The organism is Citrobacter sp. wls613 (assembly GCF_005281195.1).
GTDB lineage: Bacteria > Pseudomonadota > Gammaproteobacteria > Enterobacterales > Enterobacteriaceae > Citrobacter > Citrobacter gillenii.
The window spans coordinates 1-23,417 of the sequence record NZ_SZXN01000074.1 but is presented as its reverse complement, the minus strand read 5'-3'; the positions used below and the strand labels follow the sequence as shown (position 1 = coordinate 23,417).

The window sequence follows — 23,417 nt, the reverse complement described above, 5'->3', positions numbered from 1 at the left end:
GGGAGCCGATAACGGGAAGCGATAGCGGCTGTTGGTATTGCCGATATCCAGGACTTCACCTGCCACTGCTTCCCCTTCGGCATACTGCAAACGCACCCCGTTTTCGGCATCTTCAATGACCGAAAGAAAGGTTACCGGGCCCGGTTTCACGGTCATCTGGATAGACACACCTTTACCCGGTTTACCATGATAAACCGGCAGCGGAACCAGACGCACCGGACCATCGGCCATCAGCGGGTGCGCCGGGCCATCATGTCCCCACAATACAACATCATCAATAAATTCAATTCCATATGGCTCAGAGAATGAACCACCCGCCCCCAGAAGCTGCTGAATTTTCATCGCCAGTACATTTTTGATTTCATATTCACCTGCCACGGGAATACCACGGTGGGTGAGTAGTGTGTTGCCAAGAATGATTGAGGTGATGATGTTCTCGTAAGCATTGCCGTTTCTACCTTCGTAGTAGTAGGCCAGTGCACCGAGTGTGTTCTGGGCAATCAGTTTATCCATGGCGCAGGCGGTGGTGAGTGCGCGATCAAGCTCTGCCGGTTCGCATGTCGGATCCAGCTGAAGCACACGGTACATTTCCTGTTGTTTGACGCTGAGATCTGTCTCGCTGACCTGCTCGCGGTATTCCGCCAGCTCACACATTTCCAGTGGCTTAAAGCGTACGCCCAATTTGGCGGACAGGTTCGTCATATTGCTGTAAACGTCCACCATGCCGTCATAATAGTGTCCGAGTACGCCGACCTGACAGTTTGCCAGCATTTGGCGGGCATTAAGGGCTTGTAACCACTGTGCCATTTGTTGCCAGACGTACTCATCGCCCTGTAACGCACCAACAATCAACTGAAAGCGGATATTCGCACGATTAAATACGTTTGCCAGTTCGGGCGCGCTGCAGGCCTGGCAGTGCGCCAGCCACTCTCCAGTACGTCCGCCCCGATCGGGAATTTGGCGGATTGCCGAATAGGGCAGACCAGGCTCCGGCTGTAGGGCCATAATAATAACTGGCTTATTGATACTCTGTACAAGGGGTAGAACCGTTGCGCTGAGTGCGTAGGTGCTAATGTAAAGACAGACCGCATCGACCGGCTGCTGTTGTAATCGCCTGATAAGATCATCGGCTTTATCGACGTTATCAATCAGGCCGCCATTAATGACGGTGGCCTGTTGCGCCGTCAGACGCTCATCAATCGTTTGCAGGTAACCCTGCAAGCGTGACTCCAGGCCAGCAAACTGGGGCCAGTATGTGTCGAGGCCGATTCCGAAAAGGGCGATGTTGACAGACATAGCAATATTTCCTTGTGAGATAATCCGCAGACTATCTCGTGCTTTGTCTCCCATGTCCTTTATGTCGCTGCCTGTTTCCTACGCAGGTTGGCAAAATTCGCCTGATTTTCCCGGTGGCGCTCACATTTTCATCTTGCAATAGCCCTGTAAAAAGTACGGCATTGATAATCATTTTCAATATCATTTAATTAACTATAATGACTCAACTGCTTACGCGGCGTTAACACTGGCCGCCCGACAATACTGGAGATGATTATGAGTTATACACTGCCATCCCTGCCGTACGCTTATGATGCCCTTGAACCGCACTTTGATAAGCAGACGATGGAAATCCACCATACCAAGCACCACCAGGCCTATGTAAACAACGCGAACGCTGCGCTGGAAAGCCTGCCTGAATTCGCTAGCCTGCCTGTTGAAGAGCTGATCACTAAACTGGATCAGCTGCCAGCGGATAAGAAAACCGTACTGCGTAACAACGCAGGCGGCCACGCGAACCACAGCCTGTTCTGGAAAGGTCTGAAAACCGGTACTACGCTGCAGGGTGACCTGAAAGCGGCTATCGAACGCGACTTTGGCTCTGTTGATAACTTCAAAGCTGAATTTGAAAAAGCAGCGGCAACCCGTTTCGGTTCTGGCTGGGCATGGCTGGTACTGAAAGGTGACAAACTGGCTGTGGTTTCTACTGCCAACCAGGATTCCCCGCTGATGGGTGAGGCTATCTCTGGCGCTTCCGGCTTCCCGATCGTGGGCCTGGACGTTTGGGAACACGCTTACTACCTGAAATTCCAGAACCGTCGCCCGGACTACATCAAAGCGTTCTGGGACGTGGTGAACTGGGACGAAGCTGCGGCGCGTTTCGCGGCGAAAAAATAAGCCCCATACAGCCTGATGGCGTAGAGCGGTAACGCTGTATTGCCTGATGCACTTACCCGGCCCACATCATGATGCGGGCCGGGTAATATTAACGCCCAAACACCTCATCAATTATTCGGCATTGGTCCTCGTTTAACTCCCCACCTGCATTACGCGAAACGCCGGTGCAATAGCCAAACTTACGCGACACCACGGTTTTAATGGTGGTGACAAAATCCTCGCCAATAGCGTAGATGGACATGTACGTGCCAATCTTATCCTGAATATCACGCAACGCTGCCAGGTCGCCCTGTTTAAACGCCTCGCGTGCGTGGACAAACAGCTCAGGCATCACGTTATTTAGGCCAGAAATAATCCCAGCGCCGCCTGCCAGAAGGTTGGGGATGTAATATTCGTCGTAACCGGAGAGTACGGCAAAATCTTTGCGTACAGCGCGGGTGGTCTGAATCATACTGCGGGTATGGGACTGGCAGTCCACGGTGTCTTTGATACCGGCGAAGTTCGGGAATTCCCCGGCCAGGGTAGCAACCAGCTCAGGTGTTAAATCACAGCCGGTACGGGCCGGGAAGTTATAGGCAAACCATTGACCGCTGAGTTGTTGCCCTAACTGGCGGAAGTAGCTCAGCAGCTGCGTTGCCGTTTGTCCGTAATAGTAAGGTGGCAGGATCATGACGGCATCGTATCCCGCGTGATACGCTTCCTGCGCCATCAGTAGCACATCATTCTGGCAGGTGGATGAGACGTTGGCGACCATCTTCAGCGAGCTCATAGCTCGGGCTTCATGGATCAACTGCAGCCTTTCGTCGAGCGTAAAGGAGGCAAATTCCCCAATGCTTCCCATCAGCAAAATAACGTCGATCTGTGCCTCGGTAAGGCGTTTGAGATGCTGGCTCAGACCGTTGAAATCGATCTTGCCGTCATTGTCCATTGGCGTAATGGAAGGACACCAGACGCCAGCAAATTGCGATTGACCCGTCACGTTGTCGACTCCTTAATTGAAATGTTGTTTCAAAACCAACTTACATTGATAGCATGTGTCCCTACGTTTCACACCAACCGTGCTCTCATTTTGAGCGAATAGGGTAGAATAAATAGGGTGTAATGGGGAAAAGTTATCGGGAGAGGGAACAGATGCGATATCCGGTTGATGTATTTGCAGGCAAGATTCGGGATTACACGGGAAGCCGCCCCAGTGCGATTGCGAAAGTTCAGGTCGATGGCGAGCTGATGCTGACCGAATTAGGGTTGGCAGGGGATGAACAGGCAGAAACGAAAATTCACGGTGGGCCGGACCGCGCGCTGTGCCATTATCCGCGTGAACACTACCTACACTGGCGACAGGCTTTTCCTGAACAGGCAGAGTTGTTTGTCGCGCCCGCTTTTGGCGAGAACCTGTCAACGCAGGGCATGACGGAAGAGAATGTTTTTATTGGTGATATCTTCCAGTGGGGTGAGGCGCTGATTCAGGTCACACAGCCACGCTCGCCGTGTTTTAAGCTGAATTTTCATTTTGCTATTAGCGATATGGCAAGCCAGATGCAGGATGCGGGCAAGACCGGCTGGTTGTGCAGCGTTATCGCACCCGGCATGGTATCGGCGGATGCGCCGCTGGTACTGGCGTCTCGTGTGAGTGACGTTAGCGTGCAAGAGGCCATCGCCATTGCCTGGCATATGCCGTTTGATGACGACCAGTATCACCGTTTGCTGTCGGCGGCGGGGCTGTCAAAGAGCTGGACCAGAACCATGCAGAAACGCCGCTTAAGCGGCAAGATCGAAGATAATTCGCGGAGATTGTGGGGAAAATAAGGCGATTATTGAACCTGTAGGCCGGATAAGATGCGTTAGCATCGTCATCCGGCGCAACAGGCACAATTACGCACGTTTATACAGCGGCAGCCACAGCACCAGGCGCAGACCACCCAATGGGCTGTCTTCGGCCTTGACCCAGCCACGATGCTGCTGAATAGCGGTTTCAACAATTGCCAGACCCAGACCAGTACCGCCAGATTCGCGATCGCGCGCTTCATCGGTACGATAGAACGGACGGAAAATCTGTTCTCTGTCTTCGGGGCTCACGCCCGGACCATCATCGTCCACGGTGATGGTAATCCCGTCTTTATCCACCGCGAAGCCCACTTCAATCCTGGTGTGTGAGTAGCGCAGGGCGTTGCGAACAATGTTCTCCAGCGCACTTTCCAGCGTATTCGGGTTACCGTACAGCGGCCACGGCCCTGGCGGGAAGTTAACTGTGAACGATTTGCCCATCTGCTCGGCTTCAAAGGCGGCGTTATCCAGCACGTCACCCCACAGGTGATTCGCCTTCACGGTTTCACTGACCAGCGCGTTTTTCTGCTGATTGCGCGACATGACCAGCAGATCGTTGATCATGCTGTCCAGTCGATGCGCTTCCATTTCAATACGCTCCAGCTCTTTGCTCTCGCCGCTACGACGGCGCAGCAGCGCGGTCCCCAGTTGCAGACGCGTTAACGGCGTTCTCAACTCGTGAGAGATGTCCGACAGCAGGCGTTGCTGTGAGGTCATCATGCGTTCCAGCGCCGTCACCATCTGGTTAAAGCTGGCACCTGCCGCCAGGAATTCTTGCGGACCGGCTTCCAGTTCAGGATGCTGACGCAGGTTGCCCTGTGCCACTTCATCCGCCGCATTTTTCAGCTTACGTGCCGGTTTTGCCAGACTCCAGGCCAGCCAAAGCAGCAACGGAGAGCTGACTAACATGGTCACGATCAGCAGTAACAGCGGTCGGTCAAACAGCAGGTTGATGAAGTCAGATTGTGAACTGCTGGCAGGCCGAATGAGGTACAGTTGGTAGTTATCTTCGCCATCTCTGACGGAGAAAGGCCCAACCATTTCAACACGACCGTATTTTTTCTTTTGCGGATGATCGGCGTTATCGGCCTGACCAATAAAGTTACGAATGATCTGCATTTCGTTGCGTTCTGCGCCGATCACGCGTCCTTCCGTCGTAACAAGTAATAACCGCTGTCCCGGCGGCGCCCACTTGTCTATCGCACGAAACAAGCGACGCCACCACATCAAATCGTTGGGCGGATCGTTCGCCAGTTCAGCTTCAACGTGCTGCTCAATCATCAACCCCTGGCGCTGTTCGCTATCCAGTAGCTCGGTCATCTGGCGTGAGTCGAGCTTGGGTAACATCAGCACCAGCATCAGCACCAGTGCCAGCGTTAACCAGAAGATGGCAAAGATGCGTGCGGTTAAACTTCCTATCATGAAGCGGAGACCATCAGATAGCCGCGACCGCGCAGGGTTTTAAACCACGGGTGCCCGTCTTTACGCTCCGGCAGCTTACGACGCAGGTTCGAGATATGCATGTCGATAGCACGATCGAACGGTGTCAGGCGTTTGCCCAGCACTTCCTGGCTTAAATGTTCACGAGAAACCACCTGGCCGAGATGCTGCGCCAGCAAATACAGCAGGGTGAATTCGGTACCGGTTAACTCCAGGGTTTGCCCGTCAAAGCTGGCTTCCTGGCGACCCGGATTGAGGCTTAACGCATCCACCTCCAGCGTCGGTGAGCCGTTATCGCTGTTCTGCTGCTGTTCGCTCCAGTGGGAGCGGCGCAGAATGGCGCGGATACGCGCGACCAGTTCGCGGTCGTTAAACGGTTTGGGTAAATAATCGTCCGCGCCCAGCTCAAGGCCGAGTACGCGATCCAGTTCGCTGCCGCGGGCGGTCAGCATGATTACGGGGGTCTGGTGTGTCTGGCGAAGTGCTTTCAGTGTATCAATGCCGTTTTTCTTCGGCATCATGACGTCGAGCAAAAGTAAATCGATGCTGTCATCCAGAAGCTCCAGTGCCTGCTCCCCATCATGGGCAACCAGCACATCGAAACCTTCCATTTCGAGCAGCTCCTTTAACAGGGATGTCAGCTCTCGGTCATCATCAACTAGCAGTATTTTATTCATTTTTTACGTACCTCCGAGGCAGAAATTACGACATCAGGCGGCGCTAATCTATGACTTTACGTTGTTTTACACCCCCTGACGCATGTTTGCAGCCCGAATCGTAAACTGTCTCTCGTTGAATCGCGACAGAAAAGATTTTGGGAGCAAGTGATGGGCAAAGTTACCGCTGCCGTCATGGCCTCAACGCTGGCACTTAGTACGTTTAGCCATGCAGCTGAAGTCGTCACAGGCGATCACTGGCACCTGGGTGAAAGCTCTTCGCAACGTAATGCGCAGAGCCACATGTTTGACGGTATCAGTTTAACCGAACATCAACGTCAACAGATGCGAGATTTAATGCAGCAGGCCAGACATGAGCAGCCTCCTGTTAATGTTAGCGAAATGGAGACAATGCATCGTCTTGTCACCGCAGAGAATTTTGATGAAAGCGCTGTGCGCGCTCAGGCAGAAAAGATGGCACAACAGCAGGTTGCCCGCCAGGTTGAAATCGCCAAGGTCCGCAACCAGATGTATCGCCTGTTAACGCCCGAGCAGCAAGCGGTTTTAAATGAGAAACATGAACAACGAATGGAGCAGCTGCGCGATGTCGCGCAATGGCAAAAAAGCTCATCGTTGAATTTATTGAGTAGTAGCAACTCACGTTCCCAGTAGTAACCCTGTTTTCCTTGCCATAGACACCATCCCTGTCTTCCCCCACATGATGTGGGGGTTTTTTTTGCCCAAAATTCCAGTGAACTGCCAAAGATAAACAGCGACTTGCAGAAGGTATTTAGCGCTTATAAAAGCTTTTGTTATGTGTGGCTGACCTCAATGTAACTCACAGCCTTTATGTAGAGCCGTGTGATCTGACAATAGTGCTCAGCTTTTTCCTAAATCCAACACAGTACCATCATGGGTAATGATAAATGTGTAGTAGTGATTTTTTCCATTTAAGGTATAGCTTGCACCATATACCACCCCTTTTTCTAAATTAACCGTGAAGCAGGTACTTGGGTAGGTGAGATGTTTAAAATCGCCGACTAATAATTTTTTACCTTCTCTACCATTAGTTGACAGAATATAGCGGTTTAACACATCGTTTTTATCTATGGTAAAGCAAACACGATTGCCATCTACGTAGATCGCCCGTCGTTCACCGGACTCTGCACCCTCTCTGCCTTTCCCCGGGCACCCGGCCAGAAATAAAAGTAAAGGGAGAAAAAAGAGCGATTTCTTCATATCGGAAAGCTCCCGAGTACCTTTTCATATTTCTGCATTAATTCCAGCGCCGGTTCTTCTGGGTCATAATCGCGGTAAACATAGAGATCGCTATGCCCATCAAACCCATAGTGCTTTAACAACCAGTAATCGCTGACTAAGGATGCTTGCTGCTCCAGTCCGTAATCAAGTAGATTTTTTTCATTTAGACTGTATGTATAATCAGCAGCCCATGAGAACGCCCCGCGTGTTCGTACCCACATTCCATATTGGTGCTGCCAAACATGCATCATTTCATGCAAAAAAAGATGCTGGGCATTTGGCGTTGGCTGTTTTGTTGGCATCGAGAAATCATCTTCGTATTTTATGGTTCTAAACCACATTTCGCCGTCAGGCGTCATCGCCTGACCTGGGTTTTGAGTATCAAAAGGAAGGTAACTTTCCAGATGAATCCAAACTTGATGGTAAAGAATGCTGAAGCCAAAGAGCGAGTTTGCAAGATTTATCTCGCCAAGCCTTAACCTACGCAGTCCCCCTTCTTGGATCGGTTTCCAGTCAATAGAATTAGGGTAATACACTATCTTAATCCCTCAAGATATGTTGATTGAGTATTTATCGTACACCTAAAGTAAAGGAGTAATGGAAAAGTTGTTGAGAGGTCCTAAAAATTCAGAATAAAACGTATTCAGATGACGTATTGCCATACTGGTCCGGCTATAAGAGGGGGCGTAATTTTTTAATTTAATGTGCTATGTTTGCTGCAACATTCCATCCCCGCTTTTCCACACATTGCGTATGGTTTTTTTTGCCCAAAAATTGACACTTTCTTATTGCCTGACTGTTTTAGTTCATCCGTTATACTAGCGGCATATCCTGATGGGAGTGCTTATGAATCAAACTTATGGGCGGCTGGTGAGCCGGGCGGCTATCGCGGCGACCGTGATGGCTTCGCTGTTACTTTTGATCAAAATTTTTGCGTGGTGGTACACCGGGTCGGTGAGTATTCTGGCTGCACTGGTGGACTCTTTGGTCGATATTGCCGCGTCGTTAACCAATTTGCTGGTGGTGCGCTATTCCTTACAGCCAGCCGATGATGAACACACGTTCGGGCACGGGAAAGCAGAATCGCTGGCGGCGCTGGCGCAAAGTATGTTTATTTCTGGCTCGGCGCTGTTCTTATTTTTGACCGGCATTCAGCATCTTGTTCAACCGACGCCGATGAAAGATCCGGGCGTCGGGGTAATCGTCACCGTCATTGCGTTAATTTGTACTATCATACTGGTCACGTTTCAGCGTTGGGTCGTTAAGCGTACGCAAAGTCAGGCCGTTCGGGCAGATATGCTTCATTATCAGTCTGATGTTATGATGAACGGCGCTATTCTCGTCGCGCTTGGTCTGGCCTGGTACGGTTGGCATCGTGCGGATGCCTTGTTTGCGCTCGGGATTGGCATCTATATTCTATATAGCGCATTGCGTATGGGCTACGAGGCGGTGCAATCCTTGCTGGATCGCGCCTTGCCCGATGAAGAACGTCAGGAAATTATTGATATAGTGACGTCATGGCCAGGAGTCAGCGGCGCTCACGATCTTCGCACGCGGCAGTCAGGGCCGACCCGCTTTATTCAGATTCATTTGGAAATGGAAGATAATCTGCCGCTCGTTCAGGCGCATTTAGTGGCTGAACAGGTTGAGCAGGCGATTTTGCGGCGTTTCCCGGGATCGGATGTGATTATTCATCAGGATCCCTGTTCAGTCGTACCCAAGGAAGGCAAGATGTTTGAGCTTTCATAATTCGTTGTAAAAAAGTGAGCAGGGCCAGCATTTTGTGTATAAATTACCACCGTTTGGCCTGACCTGAATCAATTCAGCAGGAAGTGATTGTTATACTATCTGCATATTCGTTGGATCGTTTCGATATGCGGAATCGACTTCCGGCAGCAGATTTCATTTTGCATTCCAAAGTTCAGAGGTAGTCATGATTAAGAAAATCGGTGTGTTGACAAGCGGCGGTGATGCGCCGGGCATGAACGCAGCAATCCGTGGTGTTGTACGTGCAGCGTTGACGGAAGGACTGGAAGTCATGGGGATCCATGATGGCTACCTGGGTTTGTATGAAGACCGTATGGTTCAGCTCGACCGTTATAGCGTGTCCGACATGATCAACCGTGGCGGTACTTTCCTCGGTTCTGCTCGCTTCCCGGAATTCCGCGACGAAAACGTGCGCGCTGTGGCTATCGAAAACCTGAAGAAGCGTGGGATTGACGCCCTGGTTGTTATCGGTGGTGACGGTTCCTACTTGGGTGCAAAACGTCTGACTGAAATGGGTTTCCCGTGCATTGGCCTGCCGGGTACTATCGACAACGATATTAAAGGCACCGACTACACTATCGGCTACTTCACCGCACTGGGTACCGTGGTAGAAGCGATTGACCGTCTGCGTGACACCTCCTCTTCTCACCAGCGTATCTCCATCGTTGAAGTGATGGGGCGCTACTGTGGTGACCTGACTCTGGCGGCAGCAATTGCCGGTGGCTGCGAATTCGTCGTCGTTCCGGAAGTTGAATTCAGCCGTGACGATCTGGTCGCTGAAATCAAAGCTGGCATCGCCAAAGGTAAGAAACACGCGATTGTGGCGATCACCGAGCACATGTGTGACGTTGATGAACTGGCGCATTACATCGAGAAAGAAACCGGCCGTGAAACGCGCTCAACCGTACTGGGTCACATCCAGCGTGGTGGTTCCCCGGTGCCTTACGACCGTATTCTGGCATCCCGTATGGGGGCGTATGCCATTGATCTGCTGCTTGAAGGTCATGGCGGTCGCTGCGTCGGTATTCAGAACGAACAGTTGGTTCACCACGACATCATCGACGCTATCGAGAATATGAAGCGTCCGTTCAAAGGTGACTGGCTGGACTGCGCGAAAAAACTGTACTGATTGCAATTGCCGGATGGCGGCTTGCGCCTTATCCGGCCTACATGATGCAAATTGTAGGCCTGATAAGCGTAGCGCCATCAGGCAAACACCCGACTCCATATATTCCCCCGCGTTATAGCAAATCTTTTTTTATTCTTTAAAGTTTGGTTCGCTTTCTGGCACGCTCTGCTCATCACAACATTAAATAAGCGAGCTGGGCGATGAACAAATGGGGCGTAGGGTTAACATTATTGCTGGCATCGACCAGCGTTCTGGCAAAGGATATTCAGTTACTTAACGTATCGTACGATCCAACGCGTGAGCTGTACGAACAGTACAACAAAGCCTTCGCGGCGCACTGGAAACAGGAAACGGGCGATAACGTGGTGATCCGTCAGTCACATGGTGGCTCCGGTAAACAGGCAACCTCAGTCATCAACGGTATCGAAGCCGATGTGGTTACCCTGGCGTTGGCCTATGACGTGGACGCCATTGCTGAGCGTGGCCGTATCGATAAAAACTGGATTAAACGCCTGCCGGACAACTCTGCACCTTACACCTCTACCATCGTCTTCCTGGTACGCAAAGGCAATCCAAAGCAGATTCATGACTGGAACGATCTGGTTAAACCGGGTGTATCAGTCATTACGCCAAACCCGAAAAGCTCCGGCGGGGCGCGCTGGAACTATCTGGCGGCATGGGGTTATGCCCTGCACCACAATAACAACGATCAGGCCAAAGCTCAGGACTTCGTCAAAGCTCTGTTTAAAAACGTGGAAGTGCTGGACTCCGGCGCGCGCGGCTCTACCAATACCTTTGTTGAACGCGGAATTGGCGATGTGCTGATCGCATGGGAAAACGAAGCGCTGCTGGCGACGAATGAACTGGGTAAAGACAAGTTTGAGATCGTCACGCCAAGCGAATCCATTCTCGCAGAACCGACCGTGTCTATTGTCGACAAAGTGGTAGAAAAGAAAGACAGCAAAGTGGTGGCCGAAGCCTACCTGAAGTATCTCTATTCTCCGCAAGGTCAGGAAATTGCGGCGAAAAACTATTACCGCCCGCGTGATGCTGACGTGGCGAAGAAATACGAAAATGCCTTTCCGAAGCTGAAGTTGTTCACCATCGACGACGAGTTTGGTGGCTGGACCAAAGCGCAGAAAGAGCACTTCTCTAACGGCGGTACGTTTGACCAAATCAGTAAACGCTAACGCAGATGTGTTTGCAGGCCCGGTGGCATAACGCGACCGGGCTTTTTTATTTGTCATCATTTTACGTTACGCTTACCCTTCAATGGGATACAGGAAACGCGTAATGAAAAAAGCAGGCTATTTTTTACTGGTGGTGATGATTATCGCTGCCGCTGCGGGCATAGGTTACTGGAAACTCAACGGTAACCCGGATGCATTACGCCAGATTGTTCTTGAGCAATGCCTGCCGAACCAGCTGCAACGGCATAACCCTGCGCCGTGTGCGGAGGTGAAACCGGATGCCGGGTATGTGGTGTTCAAAGACCGTAACGGCCCTCTGCAATACTTATTGATGCCCACTTACCGCATTAACGGCACGGAAAGCCCGCTGCTGTTGCAATCAGGCACGCCGAATTTTTTCTGGCTCGCCTGGCAAGCGCGCGGTTTTATGAGCCAAAAATACGGTCAGGAAATTCCTGATAAAGCGGTATCACTCACGATCAACTCGCCGTCTGGCCGCACGCAAAACCATTTCCACATTCATATCTCTTGCCTGCGTCCTGACGTTAGAACGCAACTGGATGACAATATGGCGAAAATCAGCACCCGCTGGCTGCCTTTGCCGGGGGGATTACGTGGGCACGAGTATCTGGCGCGCCGCGTGACGGAAAACGAACTGGCACAGCGCAGCCCGTTTATGATGCTGGCGGAAGAGGTGCCGGATGCGCGTGATCATATGGGGCGCTATGCGCTGGCGATGGTGCGTCAGAGTGATGAGTCCTTTGTCCTGCTGGCGACCCAGCGCGATCTGCTGTCGCTGAATCTCGCCTCCGCCGAGGAAATTCAGGATCATCAGTGCCAGATCCTGCGGTAACCCACCTAATCTGGCGTTTACTCTCTGTGCCTGTCCCCGTATTCTTGTTGAAAAAAACAACAGGAGACAGGCATGTCGCTCTGGCTTACGCACCCTCTGTTTATCCCTTCACTGGTGGTTGGCATCACCATTCTGCTCTGGGCTACGTCGCTGTTACCGGAGTTCATTACGGCGCTGATATTCTTCTCTGTCGCAATGGTGGCGAAAATCGCCCCACCGGAGGTGATTTTTGGCGGCTTTGCTTCGTCGGCGTTCTGGCTGGTTTTCAGCGGTTTCGTGTTGGGCATCGCGATACGTAAAACGGGACTGGCGGACAGGGCGGCGCGGGCGTTGTCGTCCCGGCTGACCGATTCCTGGCCGTTAATGGTCGCAAGCGTAGTGCTGCTGAGCTATGCGCTGGCGTTTGTGATGCCGTCCAATATGGGGCGTATTGCGCTGCTGATGCCGATTGTCGCGGCGATGGCGAAACGCGCTGGCATTGTCGACGGTACCCGCGCCTGGTACGGTCTGGCGTTAGCCGTGGGTTTTGGGACGTTCCAGCTTTCCGCCACCATCCTACCTGCCAACGTACCGAATCTGGTGATGAGTGGCGCAACGGAAGGTTCTTACGGTATCCATCTGAATTATCTACCCTATTTAATGCTACATACGCCGGTCCTCGGCTGGCTAAAAGGCGCGCTGCTGGTTGGACTGATCTGCTGGCTGTTCCCCGGCAAGCCCCATGCCCCTATGGATGTGACGCCACCTGCGCCGATGAGTCGCGATGAAAAACGGCTGGCCTGGATGTTAGCGGTGGTGTTGCTGATGTGGGTCAGCGAAAGCTGGCACGGTATTGGTCCGGCCTGGACTGGGCTGGCGGCGGCAATCATTACGCTGTTGCCACGGGTAGGCTTTATTAACGGGGACGAGTTTTCCAGCGGGGTGAACATCCGCACCTGTATTTACGTGGCGGGGATCCTGGGGCTGGCGATCACCGTGACGCAAACCGGCATCGGTAGCGCGGTGGGGGAGGCGTTGCTACACGTGATGCCGCTGGACGCGGATAAACCCTTTACCAGCTTTCTGGCGTTAACCGGTATTACCACGGCGCTCAATTTTATTATGACCGCCAACGGCGTTCCGGCGCTGTATACCACGCTGGCACAGAGCTTTGCCGATGCGACCGGGTTTCCGCTGCTGTCGGTGATTATGATTCAGGTGCTGGGCTATTCCACTCCGTTGCTGCCGTATCAGGCATCGCCAATTGTGGTGGCGATGGCGCTAGGCAAAGTGCCTGCACGGGCAGGAATGCTGCTGTGCATTACGCTGGCTATGGCAACGTACCTGGTTCTGCTGCCGCTGGATTATCTGTGGTTTAGCGTACTGGGGAAGCTATAACGTCTTGTAATCGTAAAAATTTATGTATTGAGAAGGTGAATCGCATTCTGCATGTCGATACCGGGTAATATCGATGTGCATACTTGCGTGCTGGAAACTCAAGGATTGTCTCATGGACAGATTGACCCCTATACGCTGTTGGCCTGCCATTATCTCGATCGTGATTACCCTGACTATCTGGTTTGTTATCCCTTGCCCTCCTGACGTTACCCCCGAAGCGTGGCATCTGCTGGCGTTGTTTATTGGCACTATCGCGGCCATCATTGGCAAAGCCATGCCTATTGGCGCTATCGCGATTGTAGCGATTATGCTGGTGGCAATGACCGGCGTCACTCACCCTGGTAAACCGACTGCGGCGCTGAGTGATGCGCTGAGCGGTTTCTCTAACCAACTGATCTGGTTGATCGGTATCTCCATCATGCTGTCGCAAAGCCTGTTGAAAACGGGGCTGGGCGCGCGCATTGGCTATGGATTTATTGCCCTGTTTGGCAAACGGACGCTGGGTATTGCCTGGGCGTTAACCCTGGCGGAAACGCTGATAGCCCCTGTAACCCCAAGCAATACCGCGCGCGGTGGTGGGATTATTCACCCGGTCATGCGGGCGATTGCCGAAAGCCTCGGGTCTCAGCCAGGAGATAAGGAAAACGGTTCTACCGGCCGCTATCTGGCGCTGGTGAACTACAACATTAACCCGATCACCTCGGCGATGTTTATTACTGCGACCGCGCCTAACCCATTGATTGTCAGCTTTTTGACCAAAGGGACGGATGGGGTACTGAATATGACTTGGGGAATGTGGGCCATCGCTGCGCTTCTGCCTGCGGTCATCTCACTGATCGTGATGCCCATTATTATCTGGTGGCTCTACCCGCCGGCCATTACTCGCACGCCGAACGCGCCGCAGTTCGCCCGGCAAAAGCTCGATGCGCTTGGCCCGCTTGCGCTGGCAGAGAAAATCACCCTCGCGGTTTTCGTTTTGCTGCTCTGCCTGTGGGCGGGTGTTCCTGCGATGATTATGGGCAGTGCCTGGACCGTCAACCCTACCAGCGCGGCGTTAATCGGCTTATCAATTCTGTTAGTGACCGGGGTACTCAGCTGGGATGATATTCTCAAATGCCGTGGGGCATGGGATACGATAGTCTGGTTTGCTGCGCTGGTAATGATGGCGGACTTCCTGAGCAAACTGGGCCTGGTCGGCTGGCTGGCGACCAGCGTCGGAAGTGCCATCGATCATCTCGGCGTTCACTGGAGTATCGCCACACTGCTGCTGGTGCTGCTTTACGTCTATTCGCACTACTTTTTTGCCAGCACTACCGCGCATATTACGGCGATGTTCGCGGCGTTCTTCGCGGCGGGATTAGGTCTCGGTGCGCCTCCGGCGCTGCTTGGCCTGATGCTGGGATTCTCATCCTCGTTGATGATGTCGCTCACGCACTACGGCACAGGTACTGCGCCCATCATTTTTGGCTCGGGTTACGTTACGCTGGCTGAGTGGTGGAAAACAGGGCTGGTGATGAGTGTGGCCAACCTGACTATCTGGGGGGTAACGGGTGCCTTCTGGTGGCACTGGCTGGGATATTGGTAACGCGGAGATGACAAGGGGGGCAATGCCCCCCTTACAACAACTTAAGCCTGTTTAGCGGCTTCAGCTGCCTTAACGATCACGGCGAAGGCGTCGGCTTTCAGAGAAGCACCACCCACCAGCGCGCCGTCGATGTCCGGCTGCGCGAACAATTCTGCCGCGTTAGCTGCGTTTACGGAACCGCCGTACTGGATGATAACTTGTTCAGCGATTTTTGCGTCAGCTTTAGCAATATGGTCACGGATGAATTTGTGAACAGCCTGAGCCTGTGCCGGAGTTGCAGATTTGCCGGTACCGATAGCCCATACAGGTTCGTAAGCGATAACCACGCCTTCGAATGCTTCTGCGCCCTGAGTCTTCAGTACTGCGTCGATCTGACGTGCGCACACTTCTTCAGTTTTGCCCGCTTCGTTTTCTGCTTCGGTTTCACCGATGCACAGAACCGGCGTCAGACCCTGCTCTTTCAGCACGGCGAATTTTTTAGCGATCAGTTCGTCAGACTCTTTGTGGTAAGTACGACGCTCAGAGTGACCGATAATGATGTATTTCGCGCCGATATCTTTCAGCATTTCAGCGCTGGTTTCACCGGTGAATGCGCCAGACAGGTTCAGGTCAACGTTCTGCGCACCCAGGATGATGTGGCTACCGGCAGCAGCGTGGTTCGCCAGGTCGATATACATTTCCGGTGGAGCGATTGCTACTGCACAGCCAGCAACGCCAGCCAGTTCTTTACGCAGGTTAGCAACCAGTTCGTTTACCATGTGGCGGCTGCCGTTCAGTTTCCAGTTACCCATCACTAAAGGATGTCGCATTTCATTTCTCCACGCTTGTCAGCGAATTAAGGAAGATGGCCGCCCGTCAGGGCAGCATGGTCTGTGAAACAGTATAGAGATTGATCATCATGAAGGCTTTGCTTTTTGTCATTTATTCGACCCTTCGAGATTTTCAGATAGCGCCAGCTTAATCGGTTCAACAGCGAAGGTCAGCCCTTTTTCGCCGTTATCTGCCACGACATAGCGAATTGCACCCTCGGTTTCTGCGTAGTAATGCTTACTTTTGCCTGCGGTGAGCAATTTTTGCAGTTTTTTCTGACTTTGTTCTTTGGTCAATAAGGGGGCTACGGTGCGGATGACGGCACTCATGTACTCCAGCGCTTTGGCTTTGGCGGCCTTTTGTTCCGGCCCCTGGATCGGCAGCCAGGTTATCTGCATGCTTTTAATTTTCAACGTCCCGCGCTCAAGGGCTGATGACGCATACAGGTTTTCATTGATTTTACTGGCTGCTCGGGTGAGATTTGCCTTATCGCGGCTGCTGTCGATGGCGCGGAATTCATTTAATGCAAGCTTCGGATTCTGCGTATTAAAGTTTTCACGAAATTGGCTGATCGACAGATCAAACGTCGGCGCGCCCGCCAGCAGATAGGGGGCAGTGGTTGCCGTCGAGGGCGCTTCCGCCCGAGCCACAGGGCTTGCGGACAGGGCTGAAAACAATAATAAAAACAGAGTAAATCCTTGCTTCATCAATCGTACCTTTCATTATGACTGACCACGATTAAAACGATATACTCGTCGTCTTTCAAGTGGCAGGTGCGTTAGCTGCGTTCATTCACCCGAATCACTTACTTGAGTAAGCTCATCGGGACTCATTCACTTGCCGCCTTCCCACCACTCGAAATCCATAGAGCAAAACCGTCGGGCTTGTCAAAAGGGTAAGCTGTTCTTGAAGGTAATAATAAAGGAACTTACATGACCATACAGCAGTGGTTATTCTCAATTAAAGGGCGTATTGGACGCCGTGATTTCTGGATTTGGGTCGGCCTCTGGATTGTCGGTATGCTGGTTCTGTTCTCGCTGGCGAGTAAAAAACTTCTCGATATTCAGACAGCGGCTTTTTGCCTGGTGTGCTTGTTATGGCCGACAGCGGCGGTGACGGTAAAACGCCTGCATGATCGGGGACGCTCTGGCGCATGGGCGCTATTGATGATTCTGGCGTGGATGCTGCTGGCAGGAAATTGGACGATGTTACCCAGCGTCTTGCCGTGGGTCGTCGGACGCTTTGTCCCCACGTTGATTCTGGTCGGCATGCTGATTGACCTGGGCGCGTTTGTTGGCACCCAGGGCGAGAATAAGTTTGGTAAGGATACGCAGGACGTGAAGTACAAAGCGTGAATACAATGCCAGATGGCGAAAGTGTCACCCGTAGGCCGGATAAGGCGAAGCCACCATCCGGCAAAAGTGACTTCAGGCAAACACCCTTACCAGTAATGCTCAGCGGTCATATGGCCCGGTCGGCGACGCAGGTGTTTGGTCATCTGCCGGGTATCTTTCAGCAACTGCTGGGTATCGCGTACCATCTGTGGGTTCCCACAGAGCATCACATGGCTGGTGGCGGTATCCATCGGCAGACCGACTGCTTTTTCCAGCTCACCGCTTTCAATCAGTGCGGGAACGCGGCCAGTAAGCGAACCTGCAGCTGTTTCACGGCTGACGACGGTCTGAATACGTAATTTCCCTTCGTAACGCTTTTCCAGCGCCTGCATCAGCGGCAGGTAGCTTAAATCGGCGGCATAACGGGCAGCATGGACCAGCACCAGATTTTTAAAGCGATCGACATCTTTGCCCAGTTGCAGAATGGATAAGTACGGGCCGATCGCCGTGCCGGTTGCCAGCATCCACAGCGTATCGCAATCGGGGACTTCATCCAGCACAAAGAAACCCGCGGCTTCACTGACCACCTGTACGTCATCGCCAGGTTTTAGCGCGGCCAGACGTGGACTCAGCTTCCCGTCAGGCACTGTCACCAGATAAAACTCTAAATCGGGGTTGTCTGGTGCATTCACGTAGGAATAGGCGCGCTGGACGCGTTCGCCGTCGATCTCCAGACCAAGCTTAGTGAACTGACCCGCAGTGAAGGGGAGAACCGGCGCGCGCACGGTCAAACTAAACAGGGCGTCGGTCCAGTTCTGTACCTTAGTGACTTTGCCTGTTACCCAATCTGCCATGGTGTCCTCCTGTCTGCTTTGATTGCCTTATCTTCGTTCGTTGCACGAAAGATTTCCAGCCCCGAAGGACTGGAAGGCTCAATCAAACAAATTTGTTACAGGATATGCGCCTGCACATCAGGATCTTTGCGATCAAGGTAGTGGATGGATTGAATACGACGGATCGTGCGCGACTTGCCGCGGATCAGCAGCGTTTCGGTGGTGGCGATATTACCCTTACGGCTAATTCCATCCAACAGATCACCTTTGGTGATCCCGGTGGCGGAGAAGATAACGTTATCGCTACGTGCCATTTCGTCCAGACGCAGCGCTTTACCGGCTTCAATGCCCATCGCCTGGCAGCGGGCCAGTTCCTGTTCGCCGATACGGCGGTTTTCTTCGCTGTCGCCTTTGACGTCATGACGTGCCAGCAAACGACCCTGCATGTCGCCGTCCAGCGCGCGGATGACGGCGGCAGAAACGACACCTTCCGGTGCGCCGCCAATGCCGTACAGCACGTCAACTTCGCTGTCTGGCATACAGGTCAGAATGGAGGCTGCGACGTCGCCATCGGGAATGGCGAACACGCGAACGCCAAGCTTCGCCATCTCTGCGATCACCTCATCGTGGCGAGGTTTGGCCAGAATCGTCACGGTCAGATCGCCGAGCGGCTTGTTGAGTGCGGCGGCGACATTACGTAGGTTTGTTTCCAGCGGCAGGTTCAGGTCGATAGCCCCTTTGGCGCCAGGGCCGACAATCAACTTCTCCATGTACATATCTGGCGCGTTGAGGAAACAGCCTTTGTCACCAACTGCGAGGACCGCCAGCGCATTCGCCTGGCCCATTGCCGTCATGCGCGTACCTTCGATAGGGTCGACCGCAATGTCTACGGCATCGCCGTGACCGGTACCGACTTTCTCACCGATAAACAGCATCGGCGCTTCATCAATTTCACCTTCGCCAATCACGATGGTGCCGTCAATATTGACCTGGTTGAGCATAATACGCATGGCGTGCACCGCTGCGCCGTCGGCGGTATTTTTATCGCCGCGTCCCAGCCATTTATAGCCAGCCAGCGCTGCCGCTTCGGTTACGCGTGAAAATTCAATGGCAAGTTCTCGTCTCATTGCAAACTCGTAGCAGAAAGGAATGGCGCGAAGTGTAGCACAGGGGAGAGGGCGGGATTATTGATGTGTGTGCGGGATTGCCCCGCACGAAGATATTGCCGGATGGCGACGCTAACGCGTCTTATCCGGCCTACGTCAGATTCGTATCAGTAGGCCGTGCCATCCGGCAATGACGGGTTACTCTTCGTGGTCTTCCCACGCCAGGGCGCGTTTAACCGCTTTTTTCCAGCCGCTGTAACGGAAGTTACGTTCGGTGGTTTCGATGCCTGGGCGGAATTCACGCTCGATGACCGCTTTTTCCTGCAGTTCATCCAGGTTTTGCCAGAAGCCGACGGCCAGACCTGCCAGGTATGCGGCACCCAGTGCAGTCACTTCACGTACTTCCGGGCGCTCAACGCGGGTGCCAAGAATGTCGGACTGGAACTGCATCAGAAAGTTGTTGGCGACCGCGCCACCGTCGACACGCAGCGCGTGCAGACGAATACCGGAGTCGGCCTGCATTGCTTCCAGCACGTCACGGGTCTGATAAGCGATAGACTCAAGCGTTGCACGGATGATGTGGTTGGAGTTAACGCCACGGGTCAGGCCAAAGATGGCACCACGCGCATACGGGTCCCAGTATGGCGCACCCAGACCGGTGAATGCCGGAACGACGTACACACCGTTGGTGTCCTTCACTTTGGTGGCGAAGTATTCGGAGTCGAACGCATCGCTGATGAGTTTCATTTCATCACGCAGCCACTGAATGGATGCGCCGGCCATAAACACCGCGCCTTCCAGCGCATAGTTTACTTCCCCGGTCGGACCGCAGGCGATGGTGGTCAGCAGCCCGTTTTCAGACTTCACGGCTTTCTCGCCGGTATTCATCAGCATGAAGCAGCCGGTGCCGTAGGTGTTTTTCGCCATCCCTTCTTTCACGCACAGCTGACCGAACAGTGCGGCCTGCTGGTCACCCGCGATACCCGAGATAGGAATACGCGTGCCGCCTTTACCGCCAATGTTGGTCTGACCGTAGACTTCAGAAGAACGACGCACTTCCGGCAGCATGGCACGCGGGACGTCCAGCGCGTCCAGCATTTTGTCGTCCCAGTCCAGGGTATGGATGTTGAACAGCATGGTACGTGAGGCGTTGGTGTAATCCGTTACGTGTACGCGCCCCTGAGTCATTTTCCAGATAAGCCAGGTGTCCACGGTACCAAACAACAGTTCGCCGCGACGAGCGCGCTCACGCGAGCCCTCTACGTGGTCGAGGATCCACTTCACTTTGGTGCCAGAGAAGTACGGGTCAATGACCAGCCCGGTGTTGTTACGGACATAGTCTTCCATACCGTCGCGCTTAAGTTTCTCGCAAATATCCGCGGTACGACGACACTGCCAGACAATGGCGTTATAGATAGGTTTACCGGTTTCACGCTCCCAGACGATGGTGGTTTCGCGCTGGTTGGTAATCCCGATCGCGGCAATTTCGTCGGAACTGATATCGGCTTTCGCCAGCACTTCTACCAGCGTAGAGCTTTGAGTCGCCCAAATTTCCATCGGGTCGTGTTCTACCCAACCGGCTTTCGGGTAGATTTGCTCGAATTCGCGTTGTGAAACGCTAACAATATTTGCATCGTGGTCCATTACGACCGCGCGGGAGCTGGTAGTGCCCTGGTCGAGCGCAACGATATATTTTTTTTCAGTCATGATTTTTGTCCCGTAGTCACATTACTGCGAAGCTTTTTGTTGAGTGTTGGCCGCGACGTCTTTCTCTTCAATCGCGCAGACATCGCACGGCAAATGGCGACCAATCAGTTTGCGATATGCCCATGCGCCCAAAATCGCGCCGGTAATCGGGCCAAACACCGGTACCAGGAAGTAAGGAATATCGCGACCGCCCGTGAAGGCAATCTCACCCCATCCAGCCATCCAGGCGAAGAGTTTCGGTCCGAAGTCACGTGCCGGGTTCATTGCAAAACCGGTCAGTGGTCCCATAGAAGCACCAATAACTGCGATCAATAAACCGATCAGCAGCGGCGCCAGTGGACCACGTGGCACACCGTTACCATCGTCGGTCAGTGCCAAAATCAGCCCCATCAGAATAGCGGTAATGACCATTTCAACTGCGAAGGCCTGCACAAAATTGATATGCGGGTTTGGATATGTTGAGAATGTCCCTGCCAGATTGAGGCTTTCAGCGCTACCGCGCACGATATGGTTGGTTTGTTCGAAATCGATGAAAAGATTGTAATAAAGCCCGTAAACCAAAGCCGCTGCGCAAAAGGCGCCGGCAATTTGTGAAATGATAAAAGGTACGACTTTACGCTTATCAAAGCAGGCAAACAGCCAAAGTGCGATTGTGACCGCCGGATTCAGGTGTGCACCAGAAACGCCTGCCGTCAGATAGATAGCCATCGCTACCCCCAGACCCCAGATGATACTGATTTCCCACTGCCCAAAAGTCGCCCCAGCGACTTTGAGTGCAGCAACACAGCCCACACCGAAGAAAATCAACAACCCGGTACCGAGGAATTCAGCAATGCACTGGCCTTTCAAGGTTGATGTTTGACTCATAATCGGATCCTGAAGAGAGATTAATGTTTATTGTGTGCGAGAAGGTCACTGACATCCCCGGAGCCCGGTAGGCACACTGTTAATTTATCGTTAACGAGCAAAAACGAGAAATATCGAAATTAAAATGTGTGTGCTGCATCAACAAAATGAGCGTTTTCGCGCCATAACGAGGTATTTGTAATACATAACTAGTGTGAGCTGAATCATTTCATTAACCAATATGTTAACACTTTTGAGCTATAGGGTGTTTGTCGCCAGGACAAGGATTAAAAGTGTTGCAAACCGCAATCTACGCGGGATGCTGCTGGACAGGGATGGCGCGGCTTCATACAATCGGTGCTAAGTAGAGAACGCGCGTTTTTATTAAGGCGTCACCGTTATCGGGACGAGGATTTATATCCATCAACGCCTTGCAATTCAGGAGAGGTATGACGATGTCATTAGAAGTGTTTGAGAAACTGGAAGCAAAAGTACAGCAGGCGATTGATACCATCACGCTGTTGCAGATGGAAATCGAAGAGCTGAAAGAAAAAAACAACTCACTGTCGCAGGAAGTTCAGTCTGCACAGCAGCAGCGTGAAGAGCTGGAGCGAGAGAACAACAGCCTGAAAGAACAGCAGAGCGGCTGGCAGGATCGTCTGCATGCTCTCCTGGGGCGTATGGAAGAAGTCTAATTCTGATTTCTTGAGAAAGGCATCCATTATGGATGCCTTTTTACTATGTAGACTTTAGGATATCGTAATTCTCAAATTTCAAAGAATACGATATGACAAAAAGAAATGATATTATTGATAATTCGGATCGATTTATCACCAGAGATATTAGATACGGTCTTATCTATACAGAGAATATAGGATGGATTGATTTAGGTCATGCCAATCCGGCTGGAGCTGAAAAGCTCTGGTTTGAAATGACAAGGGCTCGTGGTGGTGATAGCGAATTTTATGAAGTAAATTATCATCAAAGTATGTCCAAAAGCATTCATGGCCTAAATATTAATACTGGCATATATCGTAGATTTATGGTGCGACGAGGATTGCAGGAACGAACTCTGCAAGGTGTTGCTTTATCGATATTCTTAAGTACGTCATATCGCTTTGAATCCTTACAGGATTTTTGGCCTTACGTTTATTTAACTGATAGTGGCTATAGTGCCGAAGATTTGGTATCGAATTTATTTGGTTTTTACCAAGCAGTAAATTACGCAGATTACACCTCTTATCTTCAGATATGCTCGAAAGAAAAGGTTTATCGGATATGGGACTTCTATGGTCCGGTTGGTGAATTTAAGAATAAAAGCGTCATTCCGTTACTGTTTCCCGATCCTTTAGATAAGGGGACGAAACATGAACCCTATTCAGGGGAGTTACCTTTATTTATGGATGTAATAAAACCTGTTGCAAATCCTGATTATGTTTGGGAACTCCGCATATGATGTCTCGTATATCAGGTATTATTATTGGTTTTATGATTTTCGGTAATGCTGCCAACTTACTGATTTAGTGTA

General features: G+C 52.2%; 24 protein-coding genes. 12 read left to right on the top strand and 12 right to left on the bottom strand.

Annotated elements, in window-relative coordinates; genetic code table 11:
- The coding region (locus tag FDX01_RS18190) for an L-fucose/L-arabinose isomerase family protein (RefSeq protein WP_249361012.1) at positions 1–1,296 on the bottom strand (1,296 nt) is incomplete at its 3' end.
- 255 nt (positions 1,297–1,551) lie between these two features.
- Here FDX01_RS18190 and sodA point away from each other — a divergent pair.
- On the top strand, positions 1,552–2,172 hold the full coding sequence (gene sodA, locus FDX01_RS18185; RefSeq protein ID WP_096758838.1) for a superoxide dismutase [Mn]: 621 nt from the start codon (positions 1,552–1,554) through the stop codon (positions 2,170–2,172).
- An 88-nt stretch (positions 2,173–2,260) separates the two neighbouring features.
- Here the strand turns inward: sodA and FDX01_RS18180 are convergent, their stop codons facing one another.
- The gene (locus tag FDX01_RS18180; protein WP_137400234.1) at positions 2,261–3,151 is read right to left on the bottom strand and encodes a dihydrodipicolinate synthase family protein; all 891 of its coding nucleotides are present in this window, start codon (positions 3,149–3,151) and stop codon (positions 2,261–2,263) included.
- Between the two features lie 152 nt (positions 3,152–3,303).
- On the opposite strand from FDX01_RS18180, the gene yiiM reads away from it, so the two are divergent.
- Complete coding sequence (gene yiiM, locus FDX01_RS18175; RefSeq protein WP_096758835.1) at positions 3,304–3,978, top strand: 6-hydroxyaminopurine reductase; 675 nt, start codon at positions 3,304–3,306, stop codon at positions 3,976–3,978.
- Positions 3,979–4,044: 66 nt separating this feature from the next.
- On the opposite strand, the gene cpxA is transcribed toward yiiM, so the two are convergent.
- A complete protein-coding gene (gene cpxA, locus FDX01_RS18170; RefSeq protein WP_096758834.1) occupies positions 4,045–5,418 on the bottom strand; it encodes an envelope stress sensor histidine kinase CpxA in 1,374 nt (457 codons plus the stop codon).
- Positions 5,415–6,113 (bottom strand): envelope stress response regulator transcription factor CpxR, encoded by a 699-nt coding sequence (cpxR, locus tag FDX01_RS18165; protein ID WP_005121756.1) that lies wholly within the window; start codon positions 6,111–6,113, stop codon positions 5,415–5,417. Before cpxR ends, cpxA begins: the two co-directional genes overlap by 4 nt.
- Positions 6,114–6,263: 150 nt before the next feature.
- Here cpxR and cpxP point away from each other — a divergent pair, with 150 nt between their 5' ends.
- Positions 6,264–6,764, top strand: coding sequence for a cell-envelope stress modulator CpxP (gene cpxP, locus FDX01_RS18160; protein ID WP_117343652.1), 501 nt, complete (start codon positions 6,264–6,266; stop codon positions 6,762–6,764).
- 207 nt (positions 6,765–6,971) lie between these two features.
- Here the strand turns inward: cpxP and FDX01_RS18155 are convergent, their stop codons facing one another.
- Both FDX01_RS18155 and FDX01_RS18150 read right to left on the bottom strand, forming a co-directional pair.
- On the bottom strand, positions 6,972–7,331 hold the full coding sequence (locus FDX01_RS18155; protein ID WP_117343653.1) for a putative T6SS immunity periplasmic lipoprotein: 360 nt from the start codon (positions 7,329–7,331) through the stop codon (positions 6,972–6,974).
- On the bottom strand, positions 7,328–7,891 hold the full coding sequence (locus tag FDX01_RS18150) for a type IV secretion protein Rhs (RefSeq protein WP_137400233.1): 564 nt from the start codon (positions 7,889–7,891) through the stop codon (positions 7,328–7,330). Before FDX01_RS18150 ends, FDX01_RS18155 begins: the two co-directional genes overlap by 4 nt.
- Positions 7,892–8,198: 307 nt before the next feature.
- Between FDX01_RS18150 and fieF the strand changes: the two genes are divergently transcribed.
- The 6 genes from fieF to FDX01_RS18120 all read left to right on the top strand — a co-directional run bounded on the left by fieF (position 8,199) and on the right by FDX01_RS18120 (position 15,253).
- Entirely contained in the window at positions 8,199–9,101 is a 903-nt protein-coding gene (gene fieF, locus FDX01_RS18145; protein ID WP_096758832.1) for a CDF family cation-efflux transporter FieF, read from the top strand.
- Between the two features lie 184 nt (positions 9,102–9,285).
- Positions 9,286–10,248, top strand: a complete 963-nt coding sequence (gene pfkA / locus FDX01_RS18140) for a 6-phosphofructokinase (protein WP_117343655.1) — start codon at positions 9,286–9,288, stop codon at positions 10,246–10,248.
- Positions 10,249–10,448: 200 nt separating this feature from the next.
- On the top strand, positions 10,449–11,438 hold the full coding sequence (sbp, locus tag FDX01_RS18135) for a sulfate/thiosulfate ABC transporter substrate-binding protein Sbp (RefSeq protein ID WP_096758830.1): 990 nt from the start codon (positions 10,449–10,451) through the stop codon (positions 11,436–11,438).
- Between the two features lie 103 nt (positions 11,439–11,541).
- Positions 11,542–12,291: a CDP-diacylglycerol diphosphatase gene (locus tag FDX01_RS18130; RefSeq protein WP_137400232.1), complete on the top strand. Its 750-nt coding sequence runs from the start codon at positions 11,542–11,544 to the stop codon at positions 12,289–12,291.
- A gap of 72 nt (positions 12,292–12,363) precedes the next feature.
- Positions 12,364–13,668 carry an SLC13 family permease gene (locus tag FDX01_RS18125; RefSeq protein ID WP_137400231.1) on the top strand — a complete coding sequence of 435 codons (1,305 nt, stop codon included), beginning with the start codon at positions 12,364–12,366 and terminating at the stop codon, positions 13,666–13,668.
- Positions 13,669–13,780: 112 nt separating this feature from the next.
- Entirely contained in the window at positions 13,781–15,253 is a 1,473-nt protein-coding gene (locus FDX01_RS18120) for a DASS family sodium-coupled anion symporter (protein WP_135912764.1), read from the top strand.
- Between the two features lie 41 nt (positions 15,254–15,294).
- Here the strand turns inward: FDX01_RS18120 and tpiA are convergent, their stop codons facing one another.
- Positions 15,295–16,062, bottom strand: coding sequence for a triose-phosphate isomerase (gene tpiA, locus FDX01_RS18115; protein ID WP_096758826.1), 768 nt, complete (start codon positions 16,060–16,062; stop codon positions 15,295–15,297).
- Between the two features lie 108 nt (positions 16,063–16,170).
- On the bottom strand, positions 16,171–16,770 hold the full coding sequence (locus FDX01_RS18110) for a YiiQ family protein (protein ID WP_096758825.1): 600 nt from the start codon (positions 16,768–16,770) through the stop codon (positions 16,171–16,173).
- Positions 16,771–16,995: 225 nt separating this feature from the next.
- Here FDX01_RS18110 and FDX01_RS18105 point away from each other — a divergent pair, with 225 nt between their 5' ends.
- A complete protein-coding gene (locus FDX01_RS18105; protein WP_096758824.1) occupies positions 16,996–17,418 on the top strand; it encodes a DUF805 domain-containing protein in 423 nt (140 codons plus the stop codon).
- Positions 17,419–17,504: 86 nt separating this feature from the next.
- On the opposite strand, the gene fpr is transcribed toward FDX01_RS18105, so the two are convergent.
- The 4 genes from fpr to FDX01_RS18085 form a co-directional block, all read right to left on the bottom strand.
- Entirely contained in the window at positions 17,505–18,251 is a 747-nt protein-coding gene (gene fpr / locus FDX01_RS18100) for a ferredoxin--NADP(+) reductase (protein WP_096758823.1), read from the bottom strand.
- Positions 18,252–18,346: 95 nt separating this feature from the next.
- The gene (glpX, locus tag FDX01_RS18095; protein WP_096758822.1) at positions 18,347–19,357 is read right to left on the bottom strand and encodes a class II fructose-bisphosphatase; all 1,011 of its coding nucleotides are present in this window, start codon (positions 19,355–19,357) and stop codon (positions 18,347–18,349) included.
- Between the two features lie 177 nt (positions 19,358–19,534).
- Positions 19,535–21,043, bottom strand: a complete 1,509-nt coding sequence (gene glpK, locus FDX01_RS18090) for a glycerol kinase GlpK (protein WP_096758821.1) — start codon at positions 21,041–21,043, stop codon at positions 19,535–19,537.
- Between the two features lie 21 nt (positions 21,044–21,064).
- Positions 21,065–21,910 (bottom strand): MIP/aquaporin family protein, encoded by an 846-nt coding sequence (locus FDX01_RS18085; protein ID WP_096758820.1) that lies wholly within the window; start codon positions 21,908–21,910, stop codon positions 21,065–21,067.
- A gap of 428 nt (positions 21,911–22,338) precedes the next feature.
- Here FDX01_RS18085 and zapB point away from each other — a divergent pair, with 428 nt between their 5' ends.
- A complete protein-coding gene (gene zapB, locus FDX01_RS18080) occupies positions 22,339–22,584 on the top strand; it encodes a septal ring assembly protein ZapB (protein WP_115259761.1) in 246 nt (81 codons plus the stop codon).
- Between the two features lie 92 nt (positions 22,585–22,676).
- Positions 22,677–23,345, top strand: a complete 669-nt coding sequence (locus FDX01_RS18075) for a hypothetical protein (protein WP_137400230.1) — start codon at positions 22,677–22,679, stop codon at positions 23,343–23,345.
- Positions 23,346–23,417 lie beyond the last annotated feature (72 nt).

Bases quoted from the DNA above. Each gene is read 5' to 3' on its own strand.
- sodA (WP_096758838.1), top strand. From the start codon at position 1,552: ATGAGTTATACACTGCCATCCCTGCCGTACGCTTATGATGCCCTTGAA.
- yiiM (WP_096758835.1), top strand. From the start codon at position 3,304: ATGCGATATCCGGTTGATGTATTTGCAGGCAAGATTCGGGATTACACG.
- cpxA (WP_096758834.1), bottom strand. From the start codon at position 5,418: ATGATAGGAAGTTTAACCGCACGCATCTTTGCCATCTTCTGGTTAACG.
- cpxR (WP_005121756.1), bottom strand. From the start codon at position 6,113: ATGAATAAAATACTGCTAGTTGATGATGACCGAGAGCTGACATCCCTG.
- cpxP (WP_117343652.1), top strand. From the start codon at position 6,264: ATGGGCAAAGTTACCGCTGCCGTCATGGCCTCAACGCTGGCACTTAGT.
- FDX01_RS18155 (WP_117343653.1), bottom strand. From the start codon at position 7,331: ATGAAGAAATCGCTCTTTTTTCTCCCTTTACTTTTATTTCTGGCCGGG.
- fieF (WP_096758832.1), top strand. From the start codon at position 8,199: ATGAATCAAACTTATGGGCGGCTGGTGAGCCGGGCGGCTATCGCGGCG.
- pfkA (WP_117343655.1), top strand. From the start codon at position 9,286: ATGATTAAGAAAATCGGTGTGTTGACAAGCGGCGGTGATGCGCCGGGC.
- sbp (WP_096758830.1), top strand. From the start codon at position 10,449: ATGAACAAATGGGGCGTAGGGTTAACATTATTGCTGGCATCGACCAGC.
- FDX01_RS18130 (WP_137400232.1), top strand. From the start codon at position 11,542: ATGAAAAAAGCAGGCTATTTTTTACTGGTGGTGATGATTATCGCTGCC.
- FDX01_RS18125 (WP_137400231.1), top strand. From the start codon at position 12,364: ATGTCGCTCTGGCTTACGCACCCTCTGTTTATCCCTTCACTGGTGGTT.
- FDX01_RS18120 (WP_135912764.1), top strand. From the start codon at position 13,781: ATGGACAGATTGACCCCTATACGCTGTTGGCCTGCCATTATCTCGATC.
- tpiA (WP_096758826.1), bottom strand. From the start codon at position 16,062: ATGCGACATCCTTTAGTGATGGGTAACTGGAAACTGAACGGCAGCCGC.
- FDX01_RS18110 (WP_096758825.1), bottom strand. From the start codon at position 16,770: ATGAAGCAAGGATTTACTCTGTTTTTATTATTGTTTTCAGCCCTGTCC.
- FDX01_RS18105 (WP_096758824.1), top strand. From the start codon at position 16,996: ATGACCATACAGCAGTGGTTATTCTCAATTAAAGGGCGTATTGGACGC.
- fpr (WP_096758823.1), bottom strand. From the start codon at position 18,251: ATGGCAGATTGGGTAACAGGCAAAGTCACTAAGGTACAGAACTGGACC.
- glpX (WP_096758822.1), bottom strand. From the start codon at position 19,357: ATGAGACGAGAACTTGCCATTGAATTTTCACGCGTAACCGAAGCGGCA.
- glpK (WP_096758821.1), bottom strand. From the start codon at position 21,043: ATGACTGAAAAAAAATATATCGTTGCGCTCGACCAGGGCACTACCAGC.
- FDX01_RS18085 (WP_096758820.1), bottom strand. From the start codon at position 21,910: ATGAGTCAAACATCAACCTTGAAAGGCCAGTGCATTGCTGAATTCCTC.
- zapB (WP_115259761.1), top strand. From the start codon at position 22,339: ATGACGATGTCATTAGAAGTGTTTGAGAAACTGGAAGCAAAAGTACAG.
- FDX01_RS18075 (WP_137400230.1), top strand. From the start codon at position 22,677: ATGACAAAAAGAAATGATATTATTGATAATTCGGATCGATTTATCACC.